The sequence below is a fragment of the Hymenobacter norwichensis DSM 15439 genome, from assembly GCF_000420705.1.
Lineage (GTDB): Bacteria > Bacteroidota > Bacteroidia > Cytophagales > Hymenobacteraceae > Hymenobacter > Hymenobacter norwichensis.
This window is the reverse complement of sequence record NZ_ATVL01000009.1, coordinates 441,570-465,126: the sequence shown is the minus strand read 5'-3', so window position 1 is coordinate 465,126 and position 23,557 is coordinate 441,570. Positions and strand designations below refer to the sequence as shown.

The window sequence follows — 23,557 nt, the reverse complement described above, 5'->3', positions numbered from 1 at the left end:
ATCTACCGTTCATCCCCTCATTCATTCCGCTGTATCTTTGCAACCGTGAAGGATGCGAACAATACGGTAGCCGTGCTGGGCGGCGGGGCGGCAGGTTTTTTTGGAGCTATTGCTTGCGCCGAAGCTAACCCGCAATTGACCGTTTACTTGATTGAGAAAACCGGTAAGCTGCTCAGCAAAGTCCGAATTTCCGGCGGTGGCCGCTGCAACGTAACGCACGCCGCCGATACGCCCGCGCAGCTCGTATTGCACTATCCGCGCGGGGCCAAACAACTCAAGGAGCCGTTCCGGCAGTTTGATGCGCAGGCCACTATCCGCTGGTTCGAGAGCCGGGGCGTACGCCTCAAAACCGAGCCCGACGGCCGCATGTTTCCCATCACCGATTCGTCGGAAACCGTTGCGCAGTGCTTGCTAGATGCCGCCCGAAAAGCCGGCGTGCAAATCCTAACGCAAACTTCGCCCGAGCAGATTGAGCCGCTGCCCGATGGGGGCTTTCGGTTGCAGTTGGTGGGGGCACACGCTGGTGATATGCTGGTTGACAGGCTGTTGATTGCCACGGGTGGTGCGCCGAAATCTGAGCAGTACGCGTGGCTGCGGGAGTTGGGGCACAGCATTCAGGAGCCGGTACCGAGTTTGTTCACCTTCAATGTACCAGAGTCGCCGCTACGGGAGTTGCCGGGCGTGAGCGTGCCCCACGTACGGGTGCGCGTGGCGGGCGAAAAGCTGGAGTATGAAGGCCCTATTTTGGTAACCCACTGGGGCGTAAGTGGCCCAGCCGTACTCAAGCTGTCAGCCTGGGGGGCCCGCCGTTTGCATGAGCTAAGCTACCAAAGCACCGCACTGATCAACTGGCTACCAGAGCATACCGACGATTCACTGCGGCAGTATTTACGTGAGTTTCGGGAGCAACATGGCAAAAAAGTCGTGGCTTCCAACCCGCTATTTGGATTGCCACAGCGCTTGTGGCGTACCCTCACTGAACAGGCCGGCGTGATGGAGGAAGTCCGCTGGAACGATTTGCCTGCAAAACCGCAAAACAAGCTCATCGAGGCGCTACTCAATACGGCCTTACCCGTGCGCGGCAAAACCACCTACAAAGACGAGTTTGTGACCTGCGGTGGCGTAGTACTCGGCGAAATCAACATGAAAACCATGGAAAGCCGCCGCGTACCGGGCCTCTACTTCGCCGGCGAAGTAATGGACATCGACGGTATCACCGGCGGCTTCAACTTTCAGGCTGCTTGGACTACTGGCTATCTGGCCGGCCGGGCAATGGGCGAACAGGTAGAGAAGCTGGCTTGAAGTGCAGTTCAGGTATCCGGCCTGATTTCTCGGCATAAAGCCGCAGTTGCTCGGCTATATGCTTTCCGCTGCCCACCAGCACGTCATGGTGCGTAAAGCATAGTAGCCATTGATACTTCTTGTCAACAAGGGTCCATTCGTCCAGCCCCTCCACCTCTTCCAGTACGGCTTGCACGGCAGCTACCGTACCGTCATACCACCAGTATTTATCGGTTCCACGGTACGTTTCATTTACGTACAGAAAAACTCTCTGTGTCGGGTCAAGCAAGGTGGTTAGCAGTGGTTCAACCCAAAAATCAGTTATTAAGGAAGCTACTGGATGCCTGAAGTTTAAGGCATCCCACATCCAAGTAGGCCGCTGATTCAGTTGAATTCGGCAGAATTCGCTGTATGTCTTTTCCTCCACCGCATACCATTCATCAATTGGTAAGGGTTTGAAGTCAGCACTGCTTATACATAAGTCACGACAGGCTCGCGCTACTTCTTGTCTCAAGAAAGGCCACATAATCAGTTGAGCTTAGGGCTAGTGTAGTACTTCTTGTAACTTCATTTGGGTTTTATCAGTAAGGTAAGCCATAACCACCTTACCTAACGATACTCTTCTCATGGAAGCCAAAGCAACTCAAGCCCTCCTGAACGAACTACTCGAAACCCTGAAAGACGGCGAAAAAGGATACTCCGAAGCCGTTACCGACGTAGAGGATCATGATTTGAAGGAGGTATTCAAGAAGTACGCCTTGCAGCGCGACGGATACCTCACCGAGTTGGAAGACCAAATGCACCAGCTCAACCTGAAAGCCGAAGAAGAAAGCTCTATCACGGGCACTATCCACCGCGCCTTCATCAACTTGAAATCGGCTATTACCAGCAAGAGCCGCCACAGTATTCTTGCTGAGTGCGAGCGGGGTGAAGACTACGCCGTGAAAGCCTACGAAACCGCTCTGAAAGCCGAAGGCCTACCTGGCCAGTTGAAATCCATTATCGAGAAACAGTACGCAGGCATTAAGCAAGGCCACGACGAAATCAAAGCCCTGCGCGATTCAGCTGCATAGTTAACAAGCAAAGGATTCTTTTAACCAGAACCTTACGCAAACAAAAGAGCCACCTCAATGAGGTGGCTCTTTTGTTTGTAGCTTATAAAACTAAGCGAGCAGATAAACTGGCTAGATTATTCGCCGGCGTTGTCGCGCTTGCCTTTGTAGCCGCCGCCGTAGCTGCTGCTACCGCCGCGGTTACCACCGCCGTAGCTGCCACCTCCGCGGTTGCCGCCATAGCTGCCACCGCCGCGGTTACCACCGAAGCCACCTTCGCGGCTGCCGTAGCTGCTACCGCCTTCGCGGTTGCCGCCACCGTAGCTACCGCCGCGGTTACCACCGCCGTAGCTGCTACCGCCGCGGTTGCCACCAAAGCCACCTTCACGACGCTCACCACCGCCGAACCCACCAGGTCCGCGACGACGGTCACCGAAGTTACCGCCTTCTTGCTGAGCATCACCTTCTTGGCGTGGCGTGGCCACGTTGAAAGAAACTGGCCGGCCATTAATGTTAGTACGACCCAACTGGCTAACAACCTCCTCCGTGAATTCTGAAGGCACTTCCACGAAGCTGAACTTGTCGTAGAGCGAGATGTCGCCCACTTTCGCAGCCGTCAGGCCGGTGTTTTCGGCAATCAGGTCCACGATGTCGCGGGGGTGAATCTGGTCTTTTTTGCCCATCGTAACGAAGAGGCGCGTGTAGCCGGGGCGGGCAGCACCTTGGGTGCGGCTGGCGTCGAGGCTTTCCTGAGCGCGCTTGTCTTCTTTCATCGTCATTTTCAGCAAAGCTGCAGCCACATCCAACGACGTGATGCCATCTTCCTGATCCTGATCGAGCAGACGCTGCACGCGAGCAACATACTTGTCGAGGTTGCCTTTAGTGATGACGTCCTTAATGGAGTTCAGCATGAGCGTGGTTTTCACCTCCGACACATCCTCGAACGACGGCACCCGCTCCTGCTTGATGGTAGCTTTGGTGAAGCGCATGATGTCACGCAGCTTGTAGATGTCGCGGCCACTCACGAAGGTGAAGGCCTTGCCTAACTTACCAGCGCGGCCCGTGCGACCGATGCGGTGTACATAGTACTCCTCGTCAGCAGGCAAGTCGTAGTTTACTACCACTTCCACGTTCTCTACGTCGATGCCGCGGGCGGCTACGTCGGTGGCTACCAGGATTTCCAGGGTGCCTTTGCGGAATTTGTCGAGGGTGTTCTGGCGCTGCTGCTGGCCCATGTCGCCGTGCAAGCCTTCGGCGAAGTAGCCTTTAGCCTGCAAGTCGCCCACGATTTCGTCAACCATGCGCTTCGTGTTAGCGAAGACGATGCCCGACTTGATGTTGTACATGTCGATGAGACGAGTCAGCACGTCTTTCTTCTGCGGACCACGTACCTCGAAGTAGCTCTGCTCGATGTTGGTAACCGTCATTTCCTGATGGTTCACCTTCACGATCTGCGGATCCTTCTGGTAGCGCTTGGTCATGTCCATGATCGGCTTGCTCATGGTAGCCGAGAAGAATACCGTCTGGCGCTCTTCAGGCATTTTCTTGAGCACCGTCTCGATGTCGTCACGGAAGCCCATGTCGAGCATTTCGTCAGCCTCATCAAGGATGATCATTTTGCAATGCTCCAACTTCAGCGTACCACGCTCAATGTGGTCCATTACGCGGCCGGGCGTACCAATTACGATCTGCACACCACGCTCTAGGGCGCGGAACTGCCGGTCATAGGAGCTACCGCCGTAGATCGGCACAACGGCCAGACCACGCTTGTACTTGCCGAGTTTCTGGATTTCACCGGAAACCTGCACCGCTAGTTCGCGGGTTGGGCACAATACCAACACCTGCACTTCACGCGAGTTGGTATCAATGTTTTCAATAGCCGGAATGCTGAAAGCGGCCGTTTTGCCGGTTCCCGTCTGGGCCTGGCCAATTACGTCACGGCCTTCGAGCAGTACGGGGATGGCAGCTGCCTGAATTGGAGAGGCTTCTTCGTAACCTACTTCCGTAATGGCACGCTGCATTTCTTCCGACAGCGACAACGCTTCGAATCTTACTTTTTCTTTTTCCATTTTCTTGGTTGATGGAGGGGAGACACTACGCTCTGAAAACAGCGAATCCAGCGACGCTCTTCTCCCACTCTCTCACAACGACAAGTGACGGAAGCAACGGACGGAAGACAAAGCCGGCCAACAATTTTTAACTTAGGCAGCTACAAGCTGCGCGGAACGAGGCCGTTCTCAAATGCGGCTGCAAAGGTAGGGATAATTCTACGCAATAGCTATACTACAGTTGCTGTTTTAATAGAATACTGCTTTATCTGTGGCTGTAATCCTATTCTAGCAACTAGCTACTCAACTCCGACTGGTTGGGGCAGCTTGCATAGGGCACAAAAAAAGCAGGCTCTTTGGAGCCTGCTTTTCAATCGTATCCGGAAGGCGGATTGGACTAAGCCAACTTTACTTTCACAGCGTTCAGACCCTTGCGGCCTTGAGCAATTTCGAACTGAACCTTGTCGTTGTCACGGATTTCGTCGATCAACTCGGTAACGTGAACGAAGATGTCTTCGCCAGTCTCGTCCACTTTGATGAAACCAAAACCTTTGGTCTCATTGAAAAATTTTACAGTTCCTGTCTGCATGGTACTTTTGTGATGGATGTTTTCTAAGAAAAGCGGTACTCAACTCCGCTTTCCCTTCCTTACGAAAGTACTCAACTGGACAGCGTAAACCTCTTTTTCTTAAACTGCCTCAAAGATAGAAGAAGTTTCCAACTTCATAGCGCCATGACACAATATTATATTGTGAACAGGAAATAGGGTCGAGCTTCAGGAGGTGGGGGTTTGTGCGTTCCTTTGTCCCCGTTCTCTGCTTCTCTCCTACGCTATGCAAACGCCTGCCTTCCGCTTCTCGCGCCTCATCACGGTGCAGCCCCACGACATTGACGAGCTTGACCACGCTAACAACGTGCAGTACGTGCAGTGGGTGCAGGACACGGCCGCCGCACACTGGCACACCGCCTACCCTCCCAGTGAAGGTCACTCCTATATATGGGTGGTACTAGAGCACCGCATCCGCTACCACCACCCGGCCCTCCTCGGCGACGAACTACGCTGCACTACCTGGATTGGTGACGTGCGCGGCGCCCAAAGTCAGCGCTTTGTGCGCATCGAGCGGGCCGCCGACAACAAGCTGCTTTGCGAAGCCGAAACCCAGTGGGTCTTTCTTGACTCGCAAACCAAGCGCCCCGCCCGCGTGACGCCGGATATGGTGGCGCGGCTGTGGGGGCCGGTATAGGCTACTTAGACTTAGGAGACCCAATTGTCAATCCATCGTACTAAATGCCAACGATTATTTTGCTTCTGAGCAAAGATTATATTTCCTGATTCTGCCCTCATACCACCTCTGAATTCATAATAGAAACAGGCCTCCTGCCCATCAGCACTTACAATAGGTTCTGATATTGCGAACGAACCACTAAGCTCTTGGCTAGGCTGGAGCTTTATTGCTGGCTGATGAGTGTAATCAGGATATTTCCTATCAGATGCAGCTTGTACTTGGTAGCAGCCAGTGTTTACTAGTTCCTTAACTGTAACGTCTGCACTACGCATACTATCCATTAGAGCACAATAGAGTAGCTTCTAGCGGCGAATTAACCGAAAGTGACCTAGCTTGTTACTCCGGTCGGAGGGCAGGTTACCATGATGAACAGAATTAACTGCAAGCTTAAGATTTCGCCGATTAGTAGTATCTAAACTGCTTTTACACAACTCATTATCTGCTAATAGAACTTGCTGTTTCTTATTGACTTCACGATGTCTCAAGTAGGTGCGCCAAAGTTTGTTTTCATCTGCTGTATCATATAGCGTTCTACTTTCTCCTTTTCTATCTAGGTAATCTTGAAACGATTCGTAGCAATAATTACTACCAAGTAGTTCTAATAGCACATGGTCTACTATTTCTGTTTTCTTATTTGAATACGTATTCTGAATAAACCGGAATTCTATCGGTTTAGGATCAGTACATGAGTAAAGAAAAGCGGTGATGAAGACAAGTGTTATAGTTCTAGGTTGGCTCATATAGCTAAAGTATATATCAAGTATAATTTTCACCTAATTACAAATTTGAGTTTATCTCTCATTTGATTCAAAAATGCCCGCCACTTTCCGCATCTACTCTTCTTCTGCCGGTTCTGGCAAAACGTACCAGCTTACTAAGGAGTACCTGAAGCTGGCGCTGGGCGACGAAGATCCGGTGTATTTTAAGCGCATCCTGGCCATTACCTTCACCAACGATGCGGCGGGGGAAATGAAGGGGCGCATAATTGAGGCGCTACGTCGGTTTTCGTACCCCGCAGCCGGTGAAACGGATATGCTGCTGGCGGAAGTAGCAGCGGAGCTAACCGAAGAAGGTAAGATGCCGCACTTTGCCACTACTTCCGAAGACCAGCAGCAGGAAATCCGGCGGCGGGCGCAGATTACGTTTCGGCTGGTGCTGTACCACTACGCCGACTTTGCAGTGAGTACCATCGACTCGTTTGTGCAGCGCATTGTCACGGCATTTACGCGGGAACTGGGCTTACCTGCCACATTTGAGGTGGAGCTGGACACCGAGGCTGTGCTGCAAACTGCTGTGGCCGCGCTGCTGGAGAAAGTGAACCGCGACCCGAATTCCAAGCTACTGGCGCGCACCTTGAGCGAATATGCGTTGAGCCGCGCCGACGAAGGCAAAAGCTGGAACAACCTGGCCGGTGAGTTGGTGGAGTTCGGTGGCTTCCTCTTCAACGAAACCGTGCACGAAGCTGTGGCGCAGCTCCAGACCCTGACGCTTCAAGATTTTCGGCGGCTGCACGAAACGCTCCGTAAGCGGCGCGAGCAGATTGAGGGCGAGTTTCGGGCGGTGGGTGAGCAGGCAACGGCGGCACTGGCCACAGCCGGCGTCACAGAAACCGACCTGTACCAGGGCCGGAGCGGAATTTTCGGGTACGTCACGAAATGGGATGAGCGCCTGCTGCCCGAAAAAGAACCTAACAGCTACGTGCGCGCCACGGTGGAGCAGGATAAATGGTACAGCGGCAAGGTGAAAACTGCCGCCGACCGCCAGCGCGTGGATGAGGCCAAAGCGGCTTTGCTGACGGCCTACGAGCAATTCGAGGGGCTGCGTGCCACCGTATTGCCCGACTATTTGCTGCTGGCTGCCATGCAGCCTTACCTGTTTCATGCTTCGCTGCTCAGCGAGATGAACAAGATTGTAGAGCAGGTAAGCCGGGAGCGGAACATCGTGCTGATCAGTGAGTTCAACCGGCGCATTGCTAGCATTGTGCTCACCGAGCCGGTACCGTTTCTGTACGAGCGGCTGGGCGAGCGGTACAATCACCTGCTCATCGACGAGTTTCAGGACACCTCGGTGCTGCAATGGAACAACCTGCTGCCGTTGGTAGAAAACGCCGTGGCCACCGACAACCTCAGCTTGGCCGTAGGCGACGCCAAGCAGGCCATTTACCGCTGGCGGGGCGGCGAGATGGAGCAGATTCTGCGCCTGCACCAAGGCCAGACTGACGCACTGGTTAACCGCGCTACCAACCCCGAAATGCAGGAGCTGCTGCGGGAACGGTACATCACCCTCGACCAAACGCTGGAGCCAGTTTCGCTGAATGTGAACTACCGCTCGGCCGCGGAAATCGTGGGTTTCAATAACAGCTTCTTCAACCACATCCGGGAGCAGCACGCTTCGTTTCCGCTGGTGCAGGACTTGTTTGGCGCAGAGTTTCAGCAAACAGTGCCAGGGGGAGCCGTGCCCACTAGCTTCAACGATTCACCTCCCCTCTTAGCCTCTTCAAAGGGAGACGAGGAATTAACTGTCGATACCGATGCTAGTTACACAGCTGAGGATTTCGATTTTACCAGAGCTACGGACTTTGATACAGAGCTAGAACCCCAAGCAATACCTTCTTTCACTCCACGAGAGAGGCAACTTGGAAGCAAAGCCGGTCATGTGGAAATCCTGTTCACACAGGACGATGCGCCAGCTCGGCTTTATGACGCTGACGACGGTACGTACGACGACGCGCTGCTGCCCGGCTACCCCGTCGGGGCCAGCCTCGACTACGATGAAAGCACCCTGTACCTCACTCTAGCGCTGGTGGAGCAGGCTTTGCGCGATGGATTTCAGCTGCGCGACATTGCTGTGCTTAGCCGGCGGCGGCGGGGCAGCCGACTAGTGGCCAAGTTCTTGAAGGAGCGCGGCTACGATATTATTTCCGCCGATTCGCTGTCGTTGGAGTTTGCGGAGGTGGTGAACTTGCTGGTGGCTATTTTCCGGGTGTTCAACCAACCCGCCGACACGCTAGCGCGGGCCGAGGCGCTGCTCCTGCTCGATAAAGTGGTGCGCAAGCTGGCCCCTACCCCCGACCGCGCCCGCCACATTGCCACGCTAGCCAACGCCGAACACGCTGGAGACTTCTACGACGAGTTCCGGATGCTGGGCTTCGATTTGCGGGAGCACGAGACCGGCAACCTTGGCCTCTATGAACTTACGGAGCGGCTGATTGGCTTGTTCGGGCTACTGGGCCGCAACGGCGAAAGTGAGTACCTGTTCCGCTTCCTGGATTTGACGCTGGAATACAGCCTACGCTTCGGCAACAACCTCAACAACTTCCTCACTTACTGGGACCAACGCAAGAGCGCGCTCAGCATCAACGCCCCTGCCGGTCGCGACGCCATTACCATTACCACCGTGCACAAGGCTAAGGGCCTAGCCTACGGTGTGGTGATTGTGCCGTTTGCCGATTGGAGCTTGGAGCCGTTTCGGGCGACTTTGTTGTGGGGCCGGCTGGCAGAAGACGACAAGCCGGTGGCCGAAATGCCCCCCATTGCCGTGGTGCCACTCACCAAGGCCCTCACCCGCACCGCTTTAGCCAACCAATACACCGAGGAGCGCGAAAAGACCTTTCTGGAAGGCCTGAACATGCTGTACGTGGCCTTCACCCGGCCGCGCCACCGCCTCTATATCATCACGAAGCGCCCCGAAACCAGCCGCAAAACTAGTACCACCGATACGGATGCGGCCGATACTCCGGGCGGAGCCGCCCGCAACGTGGCCGAGTTGCTGCATAGCTACCTGCGGCAGCAGAACCGCTGGCAGGACGAGCAGGTATCGTTTGTGCTGTCGGAGGGTGGCGTTGCGCCGGCATCCTCTCACAATCAGCCTGCTACTACCAACAATTTCTACCTCTCGAACCTGGAAACGGCACCCTGGGAAGAACGGCTGCGGTTGCGGCGGCACGCCAATACGGTGTTCGATTTCGATGAGCAGGAACGGCTGGGCGAGTGGAACCGCAAGTTGCACTACGGCCTGCGCCGCCTAGAGTTGGCCACCGACGTGGAGCGCGTGGCCCGGCAGCTGGTAGCCGAAGGCCTCATCAGCAGCAAGGAGCGCCCCGCCTTGCAGGACCGCCTGCATGCCGTGGTGCAGCACCCGCAGTTGGCGCATTATTTTAGCACCCAGGTGTCAGTGGAAACGGAGCGCGAGATATTGGTAGGCGGCGTGAAGCGGCGCGACTACAAGCCCGATCGGGTGGTATTCGGGGCCACGGCCCTGACTTCGGGCCGGTCGGGAACCCGCGTTACGCTGATTGATTTCAAGGTGCCGCCACCGCAGCCGCAGCACCGACGGCCATTGTTGCAATATGCGCAGCTGTTCCGGCAGCTCGGCTACGAGCAGGTGGAGTGCGTGCTCTACTACTTCGGCAATGAGGAAGTGCAGGTGTTCTAACAGCGAAAACAGACCTCAACGCCGCTGTTAGGCTTAGTACTGGCGTTGAATGATACTGGTGCCCTCCCCTCATGAGCAAAGGCAGTCTTAATGAAAGGGGCTTACTATCAGCGTATCATGCCGTACGCCCCTCTCATAGCTCGTTTACTCCAACTCCAGGGGTTTGAACATGCCTTGGCCGGTGGTAGCGTAGTGCCACTGAAGTTTCGCCACTGCGTTGGTAGGGACGGCAGTAGACAGGGAGTCGCGCAGGGCCAGGGCAGCGGAGGCGTCCGATAACTCTCCCCGAAGCACATTTGTTGTCTTGTAGTACACGCTGTCGGTGGTCACCTTCGTGACTTGCACCAGCCCGTAGCTGCGGCCATCATCGTTTGCTTTGAACTTGTAGCGGGCACCTACTGCCACTTGCTCGTCGCGAAAGGCATTTTCGGCGGTGCCGGTGGAAGCGGCAGCACTGGCGGCGGAAGACGACTCGCTGTCAGCATTACGCGGGGCGATTTTGACTATCACGAAGATCAACACAATAGCTACGCCGAGGAGTATCAACAGGGCAAAATTGGTAAGCGGAATGCGGGCTTGCGCCTGAATAGCTTGTACAGGACCTTGGTAAGCAGCAGGCATTTCGCGGGCCGTTAGGGTCTGCTTGCAGTGCTGGCACACGGTTACGCTGGTTTTTCCTATCGGGAAAGCCGGAATCCAAAACAGATGGAAGTAGCGCGAAATAACGGTGCTGGTGAGAGAAGTAGTTGTGCCACAGTGCACACAGGCAAGGCCGGGCAATGGTACAGTAGTGACACGCGTGTTACCGATTCCGAAGAATAACAGCATAAAGAGTTTGTTATAAAGCTCACCTCGGTTCAAGGGGAGCGGGTTTCAATAAAAATCAAGCAACTGAGCGGCAAGGAGCCACTAAATAGGTAATTATTTTTGAAGCACCACCATACGCGCAACTCGCTGCGCTGAAGCCGGTACCTTTAGGATTCCCTTCCTCACGATATATGCTAGCACCCCAAACTGGCTCGGCGCGCAAGCCTGCGCTCATCTTTATCTTTATTACGCTGCTGCTCGACGTTATCGGGTTTGGCATCATCATTCCGGTGCTGCCCAAGCTGATTACGCACCTCACAGGCGAGCCACTCAGCACGGCAGCGCGCTACGGCGGCTGGATGAGCTTCGCGTTTGCGGGCATGCAGTTCCTGTTTTCGCCGGTGCTCGGCAACCTCTCCGACAAGTACGGGCGGCGGCCGGTGCTGCTGGTCGCCCTCTTCGGTTTCGGCCTCGATTACCTGTTCCTGGCCTTTGCGCCGAGCATCGGGTGGCTGTTTGTGGGCCGCATGATTGCGGGCATCACCGGCGCCAGTTTCACCACGGCTGGCGCCTACATTGCCGATATCAGCACGCCCGAAGACCGGGCCAAGAACTTCGGGATGATTGGGGCGGCGTTTGGTTTGGGCTTCATTATCGGGCCGGTAATTGGGGGTACGCTGGGGCAGTTTGGGCCGAATGTTCCTTTTCTGGTGGCAGCGGGCCTGACGCTGCTCAACTGGCTTTACGGCTTCTTCGTGCTACCCGAATCCTTAGCCAAAGAAAACCGGCGGCCCTTTGAACTGCGGCGGGCTAACCCCATCGGCTCGTTGAATTTGTTGCGCCGCTACCCCGTGATTTTAGGGCTGGTGGGCTCCCTAACGTTGGTGTACGTGGCGGCGCATGCCACCCAAAGCACCTGGTCGTATTACACGATGTATAAGTTTCACTGGAATGAGGCTTGGGTGGGCTATTCGTTGGGGGTCGTTGGGTTGCTGACTGCGCTGGTGCAGGGCGTACTCATCCGCTACCTCAACCCGAAGCTGGGCGCTGCCCGGTCGGTGTTTATTGGGCTGGGGTTCTATGCCATTGGTTTCCTGTTGTTTTCGTTTGCGCCGACGGGCTGGTTTATGTTTGCCTTCCTGATACCCTACTGCCTGGGCGGCATTGCGGGCCCGGCGTTGCAGGGAATTATGTCGGGGCAGGTGCCGCCCAATGAACAGGGCGAGTTGCAAGGGGCACTAGCCAGCCTCGTTAGCCTCACGGCCATTGTGGGGCCTCCTTTGATGACCAATCTATTCTCTTACTTCACCAGCGCTGGTGCTCCCATACAATTTCCGGGTGCACCCTTCCTGACTGGCGCCGTACTCACCGTCGGGAGCTTGTTGCTGGCTATGCGTTCCTTGAGCAGCTACCAAGCGCCGGTTGAGGCAACGGCTACCACAGAGTAGATCTTGCTTAGTGGATGCCCCACTGCGTAACGCGCAACTACTTACGTACTAACCCACTGCAAGCAACGTTAGCGCGGAGTTACAGCTTCGCGCTTCGCTGACCAATGTCACTGGCTTGGTGCAATAAGTCGGCAACCCGATGCACGGCTGAGCTTCTTGTGCATCCTTTTAACTCAACTGGCAGTACGCTTTTATATGGATGCCAATTTGACTTTGCTGGTAAACGGGAAGCAGCACACGCTCCGCCTCGACCCGGCCACGCCCCTGCTGTACGTGCTACGTAACGACTTGGCACTGAACGGCCCTAAGTTCGGGTGCGGCTTGCAGCAATGCGGGGCCTGCATGGTACTGCTCGATGATGTGGCTTGGCCGAGCTGCCAACTGCCCGTGCACCAAGTAACGGGCGGCGTGGCCATTACCACCCTCGAAGGCCTGGCTGCTCCTGATGGAACGCTGCATCCAGTACAGGCCGCTTTCGTGCAGGAGCAGGCCGCGCAGTGCGGCTATTGCCTGAATGGCATGGTGATTTCGGCGGTGTCGTTGCTGCGGCAGTACCCGAAGCCCGATGAGGCGGCCATTCGCAATGGGCTGTTTCGGGTGCTATGCCGGTGCAGCGTACAGGCCCGCGCCATCAAGGCCGTGCAGCGCGCCGCTGGCGTATAGCGCCGGCTGCCACTTGACCCGCCGCCAGCCCAAGTTTCTGCACTCCAGATTCCATCTATCAGTAAGCTTGTTCTCAGCAGCAACCCGCCCGGCGGGAGCCTAGCCCTACCTATTTATGTCCCACCACTCCGCTCCCACTGCTTCGCGCCGCGACTTTCTGAAAGGCGTTGGCTGCCTGACTGTTGGGTTTGTTATGTTTGGCGCTGGTCCGCTGGCGGCAGCGTCGGCGGGGCCAGAACTACCGGGCAGCTTGCAGGACAATCCGCGCATCAATGCCTGGCTGGAAGTGCTGGCCGATGGCCGGGTGCGGGTGCTGACCGGCAAGATTGAAATCGGGCAGGGCATCCGCACGGCGGTAGCGCAAATAGCCGCCGAAGAGCTGGATATGCCCTTGGAGCGCGTGGAGGTGGTACTGGCCGAAACCGGCCGCACCCCCGACGAACGGTACACCGCCGGCAGTGCATCCATCGAGCAAAGCGCCATGTCGGTGCGCTACGCGGCGGCGGCGGCCCGCCAGAAGCTGCTGATACTGGCCGCGGCCCAGTTCAGAACCACGCCCGGCCGGCTAACGCTCCGCGACGGGGCCGTGCACGCCTCCAGTGGCCGCCAGCTTAGCTTCGCCCAACTCCTTGGCGGCCAGCAGCTCACCGATGAAGTTCGCCTCCCGCTTCCACTCAAACCCAAAGCCAACTACCGCTACGTAGGGCGCTCAATACCGCGCGACGACATCGAGCGGATGGTGCGGGCCGAATCATATTATGTGCAGGATTTGCGTTTTCCGGGCATGGTGCACGCCCGCATCCTGCGCCCACCCAGCTACGAGGGGCGGCTAGCCAGCTTCGATACCAAGGCTTTACAAAAAGCGGTGCCGGGCGTGCTGCAAGTGGTAATTGATGGCAGTTTTGTGGGACTGCTGGCCGAGCGGGAGTACGATGCCAAGCTGGCCCAGGACTACGGCCGGCTGCACGCCCGCTGGTCGGGGGGCCGGAAACTCCCGGCCGATAAGCCGCTGGCCGAGCACCTACGGAGCCTGCCCGCCGTGGAAAAGCGCACCACCGATAAAGGCAACGTAGACGCGCTGGCCACCGATGCCACGCTGCGCGCCAGCTACTTCAAGCCCTACCTCATGCACGGCTCCATCGGGCCGAGTTGCGCGGTAGCCTTGTTTGCAAAGGACACGCTGCACGTCTGGACTCACAGCCAGGGCGTATATCCGTTGCGCGATTCGCTGGCTAAGCTCCTGAAAATCAACCCCGACAATGTGCACGTGAAAGGCGTACCCGGCTCGGGCTGCTACGGCCACAACGGCGCCGACGACGTAGCCGCCGATGCCGCGCTGCTGGCCCGCGCCGTGCCCGGCCGCCACGTGCGGGTGCAGTGGAGCCGCGAAGACGAGCACGCCTGGGAGCCCTACGGCAGCGCCATGTTGTTTGATATGGCCGCCCGCCTCGACCCCAAAACCGGCCAGATTACGCATTGGCAACACGAGCTATGGTCGGATACGCACAGCACCCGCCCCGCTGGCTCGCCCGAAAAGCTGCTGGCCGCGCAGTACCTCGCCGAGCCGCTCCTCCCGAAACCCGAAGACGACTTCAGCGGCGGCATCTACCGCAACTCCGAGCCGTACTACGACTTCCCGGCCGTGCGCGTAGACACGCACTACGTGCAGGGGCCGTTGCGCGTATCGGCGTTGCGCAGCCTGGGCGCGTTCGGCAATGTGTTTGCCCTCGAATGCTTTATGGAAGAACTGGCCGTGAAGTCCGGTCAGGACCCCTACGAATTTCGCCTGCGCCACCTCACCGACGAGCGAGCCAAAGCGGTAATCCGCAAGGTGCGCGACATGGTGCGCACCGAGAAGCTGGCTCCGCGCGAAGGCCTGGGCGTGGCTTTTGCCCGCTACAAGAACAAGGCCGCCTACTGCGCTGTGGTAGCCAAAGTGGCCATAGCCCCCGAGGAGGATGGCGCCACCGTGCGGGTACGGAAAATCTGGTCGGCTATTGACGCTGGCGAAGTCATCAACCCCGACGGCCTCCGCAACCAGACCGAAGGCGGCCTTATTCAGGCAGCCAGCTGGACCCTCAACGAGGAAGTGCTTTTCAACGCCCAGCAAGTCACGACCCGGCAGTGGGAGCAGTACCCCATCTTCCGCTTCGATGAGGTGCCGCTGGTGGAAGTAGCCGTGCTAGACCGTCCTACTGAGCTGCCTCTTGGGGCAGGCGAAGCGGCCCAGGGTCCCACTGCCGCAGCCCTCGCCAACGCGGTATTCCACGCCTGCGGCAAGCGGGTTCGGCAACTTCCTATTCGGCCAGAAAAGCTGTTAGCTTAGGATAAAATTACAAAACCTCGTCATGCTTCGGTTAGCGCCTCTGCATGACGAGGTCTTTTCCTTGTGGGATTTCTACTTTTTACCTAGCAGTTGTTTGGCCCCCTTCACTGCTTCCGGCACGGCCAGCGCCAGCGACGCTATAGAAGCTACCGTAGCAACTTGGCAGTAAAAGCATAATGCTTTGTTTTCCTTCCATTCCTCTCGGCCCAGAAATAAGGTATTGGCGGTGTCGAACAGGGTTTTGAGGCCCATAGCTACCGGCAGAAAGGGCTGTTGTGAGGCCCGGCGGATGCCGCCGGCCCCGGCCAGGCAGGCGGTGAGGCCATAGGTTACCATCATCGGCAGGGCATCAGGGGTGTCGAGGCGCTTGTAGCCGTAGTCGGAGGCGTCTACTTTGTCGGAATCGAAGGGGCCGACGGGTGGGTCGGGCAGGTGCTTGATGATGCCGGTCTGGTAGAGGCTCACAATCTGGCCGGCGGCCACCCCCAGGATGGAGAGGCCGATAATCCAGCGGCGGCGGGTGAGGTCGGCACTCTTGCCGTTGCGGAGTTCGTAGCTAAGTTGCGTGGGATTCATGGAAGCCGTTTTTGCAGTGAAAGACTGCCAAAGGGTACGGCAACGGCTGCGGTCTAGTTAAGGAGGAGCTTCCCAAGCACAACGCACCTCAGCAACAGTCCCAATAGAAATAGGCCTCCTCAAAACGGCCCTCTTTCAATGCTTGCTCATCAATGAAGAAATGCGCTACTCCTGAATCTCCGAACATAATTTCTTCGTCGATGTCGATTTGCAACAACTGCACGTCAGGGGATGATTGCGAATCGATTCCCCGTGGGTCCTCCTGCGTGAAAGCTGCATAACCGCCTAATTTGTGGCCGTCGGCATCCAAGAACTGTTGAAACAATTCTTGCTCGACTTCATTCAATGTTTCGGAGTACTCGTAGCTATCCATCCCATCGAATTCCAACTCAAATCGGTGGTCTTGAGTGGCACCATATTCAATGGCCCGCTCAAACGTCAGTTGATGTTCATAGTTGATGGGGCTATCCTCATAATGGTTGGGTGGCAGAAAGCTGTAATCCTCGCAAATTTCCGTTTCTAGCTGTTCAGGTTTGATATAAAGCACTTTCGATTGGTCCATATTGTACCAATCGTGAGCTGCCACATAGAACTGAAGTAGCCCTAACGCGGGCAGCATACCATTAGTAGGCAACTCCCGCAAGTTGATCTGCGCCAACAGCAACATCGGCTGCCCGGCTTCATCAACCGGATAAGGTATAGCCAGCGGCAAATACGGTAGCCCCCGAAACTTGCTGTCGGCTGAAACAGGCCGGTCGGCAGCCAGTGGGGCAGCCTTAATTTTGATACTCTCTAACTTGTATTGCTCTAGCTGAGCGGCATAAGGGGCCAGAAAATCTGGAATCATAATGGAAGTTATTTGGGGTTGAAATCAAGTATAGCGCTTCCTTACTGCGTTGCCAGCTTCCGGTAGCGCAACCGCTCTGGGTGGTTTTGGTCGGCGTAGAATTCCATCTTACTCCCCTCCACATCTAGCTGAAAGCGCACCTCTTGGGACGTCTGGGGCGGTTTAAAGCGGGCCATCTGCTGGAAGAGCACTTCGCGCGTGGCAGCGGGGTTACGCTTATAAATCAGCCGCAGCCCCCGCTCGTAATCCAGCAGATAATATGTCTGACATTTCGGCACATAGATGCGCGGCACGTAATTGCCGAGCAGGTCCATTGCGCCATTATAGCGAAATGAGGCCAGCTTGGTACCGTGCATAGTGGTAAGGAAGGCATTGGGTACCCGTTTCATTTGCGGCGGCTCTATAAAATCCATCGACTGAAGTGAACTATCGGCTGCGTACTCATAGTGGTGCTCTCCATAGGCATAAATAGTGAGTAGGGTGCTGTCGTTGAGGAAGCGGGCCAATGCTAGTTTGGCTTTGGGTTTCAGCAGCGACAAAGGCGCTTTGCCAGGGCGGAGCAATTTGCCGCAGGTTAGCAACGCCTGCCCATTGGGTGCCGGACAAGGGATACAATCCGCGCTGCCGTACCCACCCGCATTGCCGTACGACAACTCCCGAACCTGACCGCGCAGGTCGAGTATTAGCGAGTATTAGGAACAGGTAGTTGCCCACGTCGCTCTGCGGAATGCTTACGCTTTGCCAGAACGCTAGCCCGCCAAGGTGCGGATAGTAGCCCAGAAAGACTGGTATTTCGGGTTCGGCCACTACGGCTATGTCGGGTCCTACTAAGGAGTAAAAGTTTGCTTTGCGAAACTCCCGGCGGAACACGCGCCGCCCGTCAGTAGCTTCGCTTAGCGTGATGCTGTATACTCCCTCCGGCCCCCGTACCCGCTGGTTGCGCACGAAGTTATTGTCCGCAGCAAAGGCTTCGCCGACAATACCAGAAGTTACGGCCGTGAGCATGTGCGCTGAGTCGGCAGTGGCGCGCAAACGCAAATGATACAGCTGGCCGTCTATTCGTAGCGTGGTATCAGCTACCGCTGTTCGTAGTAGCAGCTGGCTGATGTCGGTGGTATCTACCGCTGGCTTAGGCAGTGGGGCTAGGGGTTGCGCGGTAGTATCGGCCGGTACGGGCGGCGCAGTAGCGGTTTCGGCGGCAGGTGAGCTTTGGTTGCACGAAATCAGGCCCCAGTGTAACACACTGAATAGAATGGCACTTGCGCAGGCCTTCAAGATGTTCATAGAAACAACCACCCGATTTCCGACGCTTGCACGCCTTTTCTGGGTGGCTGCAAGGTATCTTTACTTTCCATGAATTCGCAAGTCCTCTCCCCCGCCGCCCCGCCTACCACCGTTACCAACTCGTTTCTCTCGCAGGCCGCTCACGATTTAGTGAGCCGCTATTTGCCGGAGGAATTGTCGGATTTGGTGGTGGTGGTGCCCACGCGGCGGGCGGTGGTGTACCTCAAGAACGAGTTGGCCATGGCCACCAGCGCCGGTGAGGCCCTGTGGAGCCCCCGTGTGGCGGCCATGGAAGACTATATGGTGGAGCTGGCCGGCGTGCAGGTGGAAGAGCCGATTGCGCTGCAACTGCTGCTGTTCGACATTCTTAAAGGCATCGACGCAGACCTAGATTTCGACCGGTTTGTAGGCTGGTCGGGGCTGCTGCTCCAGGACTTCTCCAACCTCGACCAAAACCTGGCGCCCGCCAATAAGGTGTTCGAATACCTCTCGCAGGCCAAAGCCTTGGAGCGGTGGGAACTGGACGACGCACCCTCGCCGCAGTCGATAACTGGGGCTTATTTCAAATTCTGGGACGACCTCACGAAGGTGTACCGCCGCTTGCGCCGCCGCATGATAGAGGACCGGGTGGCATATCCGGGGTTGGCCTATCGGTTGGCTGCCGAGCGCATGAGTGAGCAAGTGAAAAACGGCACTATGCCCGCTAAACACGTTTTTCTGGGCCTCGGCTACCTCTCGAAGGCTGAGTTTACGCTGATTGACGTGCTGCACCGGGCCGGTCGGGCCGAAGTACGCTTCGATGCCGACCTGTTCTACCTCGACTTCGACTCGCCGAACCGCGCCGGCCAGCACCTGAAAAACTACCTGAAACGCTGGGCTCCGCCCGAATTCGGCGACTTTGGCGCGCCCACCGACCTGTTGCGCAACCTGCCGCGGCATGTGCGCTTCGTAGGCGTGGCCAATGCCAGCATGCAGGGTAAAGTGGCCGGGCAGCTACTGGCCGAAGCCCGCACTCAGTACCCCAACAGCACCGTGGCCGTGGTGCTGCCCGACGAAACCCTGCTGCTGCCCGTGCTGCACGGCCTCCCGCCCGATGCCGTGCCCGACTACAACGTGACCATGGGCCTCAGCTTCCAAAGCACGCCTCTGTTCAACCTCGTAGATTTACTGTTTGAGGTGCACCTGACCGGTATCCGGGAGGGCACCGCTGAAACGGGCTACGGCGTGCCGCGCTACCACCACCTGGCCGTGACCAAGTTGCTAAGCCACCCGTTTCTACGCCGCTACCAGCAGTGGCTCGACAAACAGCCCACCAAGAAATACCACGGCCTGCTGGATGGAGTGTGCCGCGAAATCGTGAAGCGCAACGCCGTGCTGCTGCCCGCTACCGAGCTACTGGACATCGGCAAGCACCACCCGCTGATTGAGGCGCTGTTCCGAACCTGGGACACCTGCGACGATATTATCGACGCCTGCTACGTGCTGATTGACTTGCTGAAACAGGTCTATACCGAGCAGCATTCTGCCATCGAGGCCGAGTATCTGTACCTGTTTTTCACCTTGGTGAAACGACTGGATTCGGTGTTCGACTGCCGGGAGCAGCGGCTGTCGGTACGCTCGTTCCGGCGGTTCCTGTACGAGCAGATGACCCGCACCCGCCTGCCGTTCTCGGGGGAGCCCATTGCCGATGTGCAGGTGATGGGTTTGCTGGAAACTCGCGCCCTTGACTTCGACCACATCATCCTGCTCAGCTGCAACGAGAACGTACTGCCGGCTCCCAAGCGCCACACGTCCTTGTTCCCCTACGACGTGCTGACCGAGTTCCGCATGCCCACCTACGCCGACCACGAAGCCGCCACCTCCTACCAGTTCTGGCGCCTGCTCCAGCGTGCCCGCCGCGTAGACCTGGTACACGTGCTACCTGGCGCCGAGGGCACTCGCACCGGCGAACGAAGCCGCTTTCTATTGCAACTCCAAAACGATTTGGTGCCTCAGAACCCGGCCTTAGTGCTAGAGGATCTGACGGCTGTTACCGTTTCTAATCATCCCGATTTCCCAGCGCAAGCCCCCCCTGTTTCCAGCGCCCCACTAGCCAGCCAACCACCTCACGGCTCAGCCGACGCAGTGGAAGAAATGGCGCACGAAATCACCAACGACCTTACCCTGGAAAAGGATCTGGGCATGCTGGCAGCTTTGCGCGAAGTGCTGGTAAAGGGCCTCTCCCCGACTGGCCTGAACGAATACCTGAACTGCTCCCTGAAGTTCTATTTCAACCGCATTGCCCGTTTCCGCGAAGCCGATGAGGTGGAAGAGGCACTGGGCGCAGATGGCTTCGGGACGGTGGTACACGAGGTACTGGAGAAACTGCTGGCTCCGTTCCAACGCAACCGGCAACCTCTCACTGAAGCAGCCATTCCGGCCCTGATTCAGGCGGCGCCGGCGCTGGTGGCCAAAGCCCTGCGCAAAGAGGAAGACGAGCGACATGCCCGCGCCGACGAGGGCCTCAACCACGTACTCGGCCAGGTAGCCAGCCAGTTGGTACGCCGCTACTTCGAGAGCCTGCTCACCCAGCCCAACGCCCTACCCCTCCTGATTCAAAGCATCGAGGAAGCCCTGCAAGCTACCGTATACGTGGCACTGCCGAGCGGCGAGAAGCTACCCGTCAGCCTCATCGGTTTCGCCGACCGGGTGGACCAGCTGCCCGACGGGCGCCTGCGGGTAGTGGACTACAAAACGGGCCTCGTGCACGCCCACGAGCTGAAGCTGCAAAAGCGCAACGAAACGCCCGCCGAAGCCGCCGACCGCCTCATCCGCGACGATACTTCAGCTGCCGACAAAGTGCGTCAGCTTTGGCTCTACCGCTTCATGTTGGAGCAGGGCGGCCGCCCCGCTGCCGATGCGGCCATCATTTCGTTGCGCAACATTCCGGCCGGTCCGATGTCTGCTGATATGTCATTTCTCACTGCTGATGGCCAGAGCTTTATGGCGCGCAGTGAGGAGCTACTTGGCCAGTTGGTCAACCGCATCCTCGACCCCACCGAGTTCATCCGTAAGACCGATGACCTGGAAAAGTGTCAATATTGCCCCTACCGCGGCATTTGTGCGCGGTAATTGTTGATGGTTGGGAGTTGCTTGTCGCACGCACATCCGGCAATTAACTCTCAACCCTAACAAGCAGCAATTCAACAATCAACTCCCACCTATCAACAACCAGAACATGGACGAATTTATGCAGGCTGCTATAGCCGAGGCGCGGCAAGGACGCAAGGAAGGCGGCATTCCGATTGGCTCGGTGCTGATGCGCGACAATGAAATTGTGAGCCGCGGACACAACAAGCGGGTGCAGGAGTTGGACCCCATTGCCCACGGCGAAATGGATGCCCTGCGCAACGCCGGCCGCCAGCGCACCTACCGGGACACGGTGCTCTATACTACGCTCATGCCCTGCTACATGTGCGCTGGAACCATCGTGCAGTTCAAAATTCCGAAGGTAGTGGTGGGGGAAGCGCGCACGTTCGGCGAGTCCAAGGAGTTTCTGGAAAGCCACGGCGTGGAAGTCGTGATTCTGGATTCCGAGGAGTGCGTGGAGATGATGCGCGAGTTCATCGAAGCCGAGCCCACGCTCTGGAACGAGGATATTATGGAGCTCTGAGTGAGGTTACTTGTTAGTTGCTGCTTGTTATTTGGTTTGGCTATCAATTAACAAGCAGCAACTGATAACCAACAACACACGACGTACCTTTGCCTTATGGAACAAGCCCCCCTCACCGCCTCCAAAAAGTGTCCGCACTGCGGGTTCTGGAGCCGCTGGCAACAGCGCGCCGACGACCGGTGTGAGCGGTGCGGCCTGTACCTGGACGCGCCCCGCATGCGCAGTGAGCGGGAGCGCGAAGCCCTGGCCAACGAGCCGCTACCCTCGTTCATGCGCATCGAAATCAAGCCCGACGACAGCCCCACCATGCGCTTCTTTAAACGCATTATTCAAGGTGGGCAACTGGTATTTGGGGCACTAGTGTCGTTTGTAGTGTGGTTTCTGACGCTGCTAGCCGGATGAAATGGCCGCGTGAACTGCGGCATCCGCTATTTCTGGCGGGCACAGTACTCTACATGCTAGTGGCCGCTCAGAAATACGGAGGGCCACGGTTCAACCAGTGGCTGCTGCCGGACTTGGTGCGCTTTCATCTGGCCGATTTGCTGGCGCTACCGCTGGAACTGACGCTGATGCTCTACTTCATGCGGCGCTGGTACTTCCGCCGCCCCAGCTTCGTGCTGCCTACCAGCTGGATTGTCAGCACCTGGGCGGTTTTCGCTGTGTGGTTCGAAGCAATTCTGCCCCTTTTTGACCGCCGCGCCACCGCCGACCCGCTCGATGTAGTGGCCTACGGGGTGGGGGGCATCATTTTCTGGCGCTGGCTGAATCAGCCGGCTTAGCGCCGCCATTATTGCCTGCAATGGAACCCGACGGGCTACATATTGCGTAAAACCCTGTTTTGCTCCGGCGGCGCTTTGCCACGGGGCTGTTGGTTTTACCGCAATGCCCTTCTATGCTTCGTGATTTGCACCGTGTTCTGAGTGCGTATTGGCAGCAGTTTTTGTACGTCCTGCCGAAACTAGCGCTGGCCCTTGTTTTACTACTGGCCGCCGTTTTCATTGCCAACCGCCTCAGCCGAGTACTAGGCACCCGGCTACGCAAACGCGCCCACGACCCGCTGCTGGCCGATTTCCTAACCGGTATCAGCCGCTGGGTGTTTCTGCTACTGGGCTTGCTGCTGGCTATGCAAGTGGTGGGCCTCTCGGGCGTCGTGACGGGGATGCTGGGTGCGGCGGGGCTGTCGGCTTTCGTGGTGGGTTTTGCCTTCAAGGATATTGCCGAGAACTTCCTGGCCGGCGTCATTCTGGCCTTCAACCGCCCCTTCCACCTCGACGACACTGTGCAGATCCGGGACCAGACCGGCCACGTGGAAGCCCTCAACCTACGCACCACCGTTATCCGCACCTTCGATGGCAAGCACGTATTCCTTCCCAACTCCATAGTACTTAAGGAGCCACTCATCAATTTCACCCGTAGCGGCGACCTGCGGCAAGATTTTCTGATTTCAGTGGATTATGGGCCCGAGGGACGCTATGAGCAGGTGCGGGATTTGGCAATGGATTTTCTGCGCACCCAACCCGAGGTGCAACAGCAGGCACCGCGGGCACCGTACTTGGTGCTGGAAAAATCGGGGGCTACCACCGCAGATATTCGCGTGTATTTCTGGTCGTCGTCGGAGGAATACCGCCGGGGCGCCCTCGAAACCAAGAGCGAGCTGATGCAACGCATCAAAAACCTGCTCATCGATAAAAGCTATTCCCCTCCCAGCCTGACACAATAGGATCGGTAGTGAGCTAGTGAATGGGTGGGGTTTGATGTCCAGCTTGCGCCATTTGCGTAGAAGAGCGGCAAACGCACCTGTCCCTGTCTCACTCTCTCACTACTTTTCAGTATTATGCGTTGATAGTACGCAA

General features: G+C 57.1%; 20 protein-coding genes. 12 read left to right on the top strand and 8 right to left on the bottom strand.

The features are described from left to right. Window positions 1–45 precede the first annotated feature (45 nt). Complete coding sequence (locus tag G536_RS0116840) at window positions 46–1,302, top strand: BaiN/RdsA family NAD(P)/FAD-dependent oxidoreductase (RefSeq protein ID WP_022824773.1); 1,257 nt, start codon at window positions 46–48, stop codon at window positions 1,300–1,302. Here G536_RS0116840 and G536_RS0116835 read toward each other — a convergent pair. Beyond that, window positions 1,247–1,807 carry a DUF6756 family protein gene (locus G536_RS0116835; protein WP_022824772.1) on the bottom strand — a complete coding sequence of 187 codons (561 nt, stop codon included), beginning with the start codon at window positions 1,805–1,807 and terminating at the stop codon, window positions 1,247–1,249. The genes G536_RS0116840 and G536_RS0116835 overlap by 56 nt on opposite strands. Window positions 1,808–1,907: 100 nt before the next feature. Between G536_RS0116835 and G536_RS0116830 the strand changes: the two genes are divergently transcribed. Then, entirely contained in the window at window positions 1,908–2,354 is a 447-nt protein-coding gene (locus G536_RS0116830) for a PA2169 family four-helix-bundle protein (RefSeq protein WP_022824771.1), read from the top strand. Between the two features lie 116 nt (window positions 2,355–2,470). Here the strand turns inward: G536_RS0116830 and G536_RS28460 are convergent, their stop codons facing one another. Both G536_RS28460 and G536_RS0116820 read right to left on the bottom strand, forming a co-directional pair. Continuing rightward, complete coding sequence (locus G536_RS28460) at window positions 2,471–4,402, bottom strand: DEAD/DEAH box helicase (RefSeq protein WP_022824770.1); 1,932 nt, start codon at window positions 4,400–4,402, stop codon at window positions 2,471–2,473. Between the two features lie 376 nt (window positions 4,403–4,778). Continuing rightward, window positions 4,779–4,970, bottom strand: a complete 192-nt coding sequence (locus G536_RS0116820; RefSeq protein ID WP_022824769.1) for a cold-shock protein — start codon at window positions 4,968–4,970, stop codon at window positions 4,779–4,781. A 244-nt stretch (window positions 4,971–5,214) separates the two neighbouring features. On the opposite strand from G536_RS0116820, the gene G536_RS0116815 reads away from it, so the two are divergent. Beyond that, complete coding sequence (locus tag G536_RS0116815) at window positions 5,215–5,625, top strand: acyl-CoA thioesterase (protein ID WP_022824768.1); 411 nt, start codon at window positions 5,215–5,217, stop codon at window positions 5,623–5,625. A gap of 855 nt (window positions 5,626–6,480) precedes the next feature. After that, entirely contained in the window at window positions 6,481–10,101 is a 3,621-nt protein-coding gene (locus G536_RS30830; RefSeq protein ID WP_022824767.1) for a UvrD-helicase domain-containing protein, read from the top strand. A gap of 144 nt (window positions 10,102–10,245) precedes the next feature. Here G536_RS30830 and G536_RS30825 read toward each other — a convergent pair whose 3' ends face one another. Then, entirely contained in the window at window positions 10,246–10,929 is a 684-nt protein-coding gene (locus tag G536_RS30825) for a zinc ribbon domain-containing protein (RefSeq protein WP_157530703.1), read from the bottom strand. A 170-nt stretch (window positions 10,930–11,099) separates the two neighbouring features. Between G536_RS30825 and G536_RS0116800 the strand changes: the two genes are divergently transcribed. From G536_RS0116800 to G536_RS0116790, 3 genes are all read left to right on the top strand, one after another. Then, window positions 11,100–12,356, top strand: a complete 1,257-nt coding sequence (locus G536_RS0116800; protein ID WP_022824765.1) for a TCR/Tet family MFS transporter — start codon at window positions 11,100–11,102, stop codon at window positions 12,354–12,356. Between the two features lie 195 nt (window positions 12,357–12,551). Then, window positions 12,552–13,019 carry a (2Fe-2S)-binding protein gene (locus G536_RS0116795; protein ID WP_022824764.1) on the top strand — a complete coding sequence of 156 codons (468 nt, stop codon included), beginning with the start codon at window positions 12,552–12,554 and terminating at the stop codon, window positions 13,017–13,019. A gap of 115 nt (window positions 13,020–13,134) precedes the next feature. Next, window positions 13,135–15,345 carry a xanthine dehydrogenase family protein molybdopterin-binding subunit gene (locus G536_RS0116790; RefSeq protein ID WP_022824763.1) on the top strand — a complete coding sequence of 737 codons (2,211 nt, stop codon included), beginning with the start codon at window positions 13,135–13,137 and terminating at the stop codon, window positions 15,343–15,345. Window positions 15,346–15,417: 72 nt separating this feature from the next. On the opposite strand, the gene G536_RS0116785 is transcribed toward G536_RS0116790, so the two are convergent. The 4 genes from G536_RS0116785 to G536_RS0116770 all read right to left on the bottom strand — a co-directional run bounded on the left by G536_RS0116785 (window position 15,418) and on the right by G536_RS0116770 (window position 18,052). After that, complete coding sequence (locus G536_RS0116785) at window positions 15,418–15,921, bottom strand: vitamin K epoxide reductase family protein (RefSeq protein ID WP_022824762.1); 504 nt, start codon at window positions 15,919–15,921, stop codon at window positions 15,418–15,420. Window positions 15,922–16,009: 88 nt separating this feature from the next. Beyond that, window positions 16,010–16,768, bottom strand: a complete 759-nt coding sequence (locus G536_RS0116780) for a YwqG family protein (protein ID WP_022824761.1) — start codon at window positions 16,766–16,768, stop codon at window positions 16,010–16,012. A 41-nt stretch (window positions 16,769–16,809) separates the two neighbouring features. Beyond that, complete coding sequence (locus tag G536_RS0116775; protein ID WP_169515120.1) at window positions 16,810–17,157, bottom strand: hypothetical protein; 348 nt, start codon at window positions 17,155–17,157, stop codon at window positions 16,810–16,812. Between the two features lie 52 nt (window positions 17,158–17,209). Further along, on the bottom strand, window positions 17,210–18,052 hold the full coding sequence (locus tag G536_RS0116770; protein ID WP_022824759.1) for a hypothetical protein: 843 nt from the start codon (window positions 18,050–18,052) through the stop codon (window positions 17,210–17,212). Window positions 18,053–18,121: 69 nt separating this feature from the next. Here G536_RS0116770 and G536_RS28445 point away from each other — a divergent pair, with 69 nt between their 5' ends. From G536_RS28445 to G536_RS28435, 5 genes are all read left to right on the top strand, one after another. Then, complete coding sequence (locus G536_RS28445) at window positions 18,122–21,163, top strand: PD-(D/E)XK nuclease family protein (RefSeq protein WP_022824758.1); 3,042 nt, start codon at window positions 18,122–18,124, stop codon at window positions 21,161–21,163. 106 nt (window positions 21,164–21,269) lie between these two features. Continuing rightward, complete coding sequence (locus G536_RS0116760; RefSeq protein WP_022824757.1) at window positions 21,270–21,704, top strand: nucleoside deaminase; 435 nt, start codon at window positions 21,270–21,272, stop codon at window positions 21,702–21,704. A 96-nt stretch (window positions 21,705–21,800) separates the two neighbouring features. Beyond that, window positions 21,801–22,106 (top strand): hypothetical protein, encoded by a 306-nt coding sequence (locus G536_RS28440; RefSeq protein WP_022824756.1) that lies wholly within the window; start codon window positions 21,801–21,803, stop codon window positions 22,104–22,106. Further along, on the top strand, window positions 22,103–22,483 hold the full coding sequence (locus G536_RS0116750) for a hypothetical protein (RefSeq protein WP_022824755.1): 381 nt from the start codon (window positions 22,103–22,105) through the stop codon (window positions 22,481–22,483). Before G536_RS28440 ends, G536_RS0116750 begins: the two co-directional genes overlap by 4 nt. Before the next feature lie 113 nt (window positions 22,484–22,596). Continuing rightward, window positions 22,597–23,424 (top strand): mechanosensitive ion channel family protein, encoded by an 828-nt coding sequence (locus tag G536_RS28435; protein ID WP_022824754.1) that lies wholly within the window; start codon window positions 22,597–22,599, stop codon window positions 23,422–23,424. Window positions 23,425–23,557: the final 133 nt, after the last annotated feature.

Bases quoted from the DNA above. Each gene is read 5' to 3' on its own strand.
- G536_RS0116835 (WP_022824772.1), bottom strand. From the start codon at position 1,807: ATGTGGCCTTTCTTGAGACAAGAAGTAGCGCGAGCCTGTCGTGACTTA.
- G536_RS0116830 (WP_022824771.1), top strand. From the start codon at position 1,908: ATGGAAGCCAAAGCAACTCAAGCCCTCCTGAACGAACTACTCGAAACC.
- G536_RS28460 (WP_022824770.1), bottom strand. From the start codon at position 4,402: ATGGAAAAAGAAAAAGTAAGATTCGAAGCGTTGTCGCTGTCGGAAGAA.
- G536_RS0116820 (WP_022824769.1), bottom strand. From the start codon at position 4,970: ATGCAGACAGGAACTGTAAAATTTTTCAATGAGACCAAAGGTTTTGGT.
- G536_RS0116815 (WP_022824768.1), top strand. From the start codon at position 5,215: ATGCAAACGCCTGCCTTCCGCTTCTCGCGCCTCATCACGGTGCAGCCC.
- G536_RS30830 (WP_022824767.1), top strand. From the start codon at position 6,481: ATGCCCGCCACTTTCCGCATCTACTCTTCTTCTGCCGGTTCTGGCAAA.
- G536_RS30825 (WP_157530703.1), bottom strand. From the start codon at position 10,929: ATGCTGTTATTCTTCGGAATCGGTAACACGCGTGTCACTACTGTACCA.
- G536_RS0116800 (WP_022824765.1), top strand. From the start codon at position 11,100: ATGCTAGCACCCCAAACTGGCTCGGCGCGCAAGCCTGCGCTCATCTTT.
- G536_RS0116795 (WP_022824764.1), top strand. From the start codon at position 12,552: ATGGATGCCAATTTGACTTTGCTGGTAAACGGGAAGCAGCACACGCTC.
- G536_RS0116790 (WP_022824763.1), top strand. From the start codon at position 13,135: ATGTCCCACCACTCCGCTCCCACTGCTTCGCGCCGCGACTTTCTGAAA.
- G536_RS0116785 (WP_022824762.1), bottom strand. From the start codon at position 15,921: ATGAATCCCACGCAACTTAGCTACGAACTCCGCAACGGCAAGAGTGCC.
- G536_RS0116780 (WP_022824761.1), bottom strand. From the start codon at position 16,768: ATGATTCCAGATTTTCTGGCCCCTTATGCCGCTCAGCTAGAGCAATAC.
- G536_RS0116775 (WP_169515120.1), bottom strand. From the start codon at position 17,157: ATGAAACGGGTACCCAATGCCTTCCTTACCACTATGCACGGTACCAAG.
- G536_RS0116770 (WP_022824759.1), bottom strand. From the start codon at position 18,052: ATGAACATCTTGAAGGCCTGCGCAAGTGCCATTCTATTCAGTGTGTTA.
- G536_RS28445 (WP_022824758.1), top strand. From the start codon at position 18,122: ATGAATTCGCAAGTCCTCTCCCCCGCCGCCCCGCCTACCACCGTTACC.
- G536_RS0116760 (WP_022824757.1), top strand. From the start codon at position 21,270: ATGGACGAATTTATGCAGGCTGCTATAGCCGAGGCGCGGCAAGGACGC.
- G536_RS28440 (WP_022824756.1), top strand. From the start codon at position 21,801: ATGGAACAAGCCCCCCTCACCGCCTCCAAAAAGTGTCCGCACTGCGGG.
- G536_RS0116750 (WP_022824755.1), top strand. From the start codon at position 22,103: ATGAAATGGCCGCGTGAACTGCGGCATCCGCTATTTCTGGCGGGCACA.
- G536_RS28435 (WP_022824754.1), top strand. From the start codon at position 22,597: ATGCTTCGTGATTTGCACCGTGTTCTGAGTGCGTATTGGCAGCAGTTT.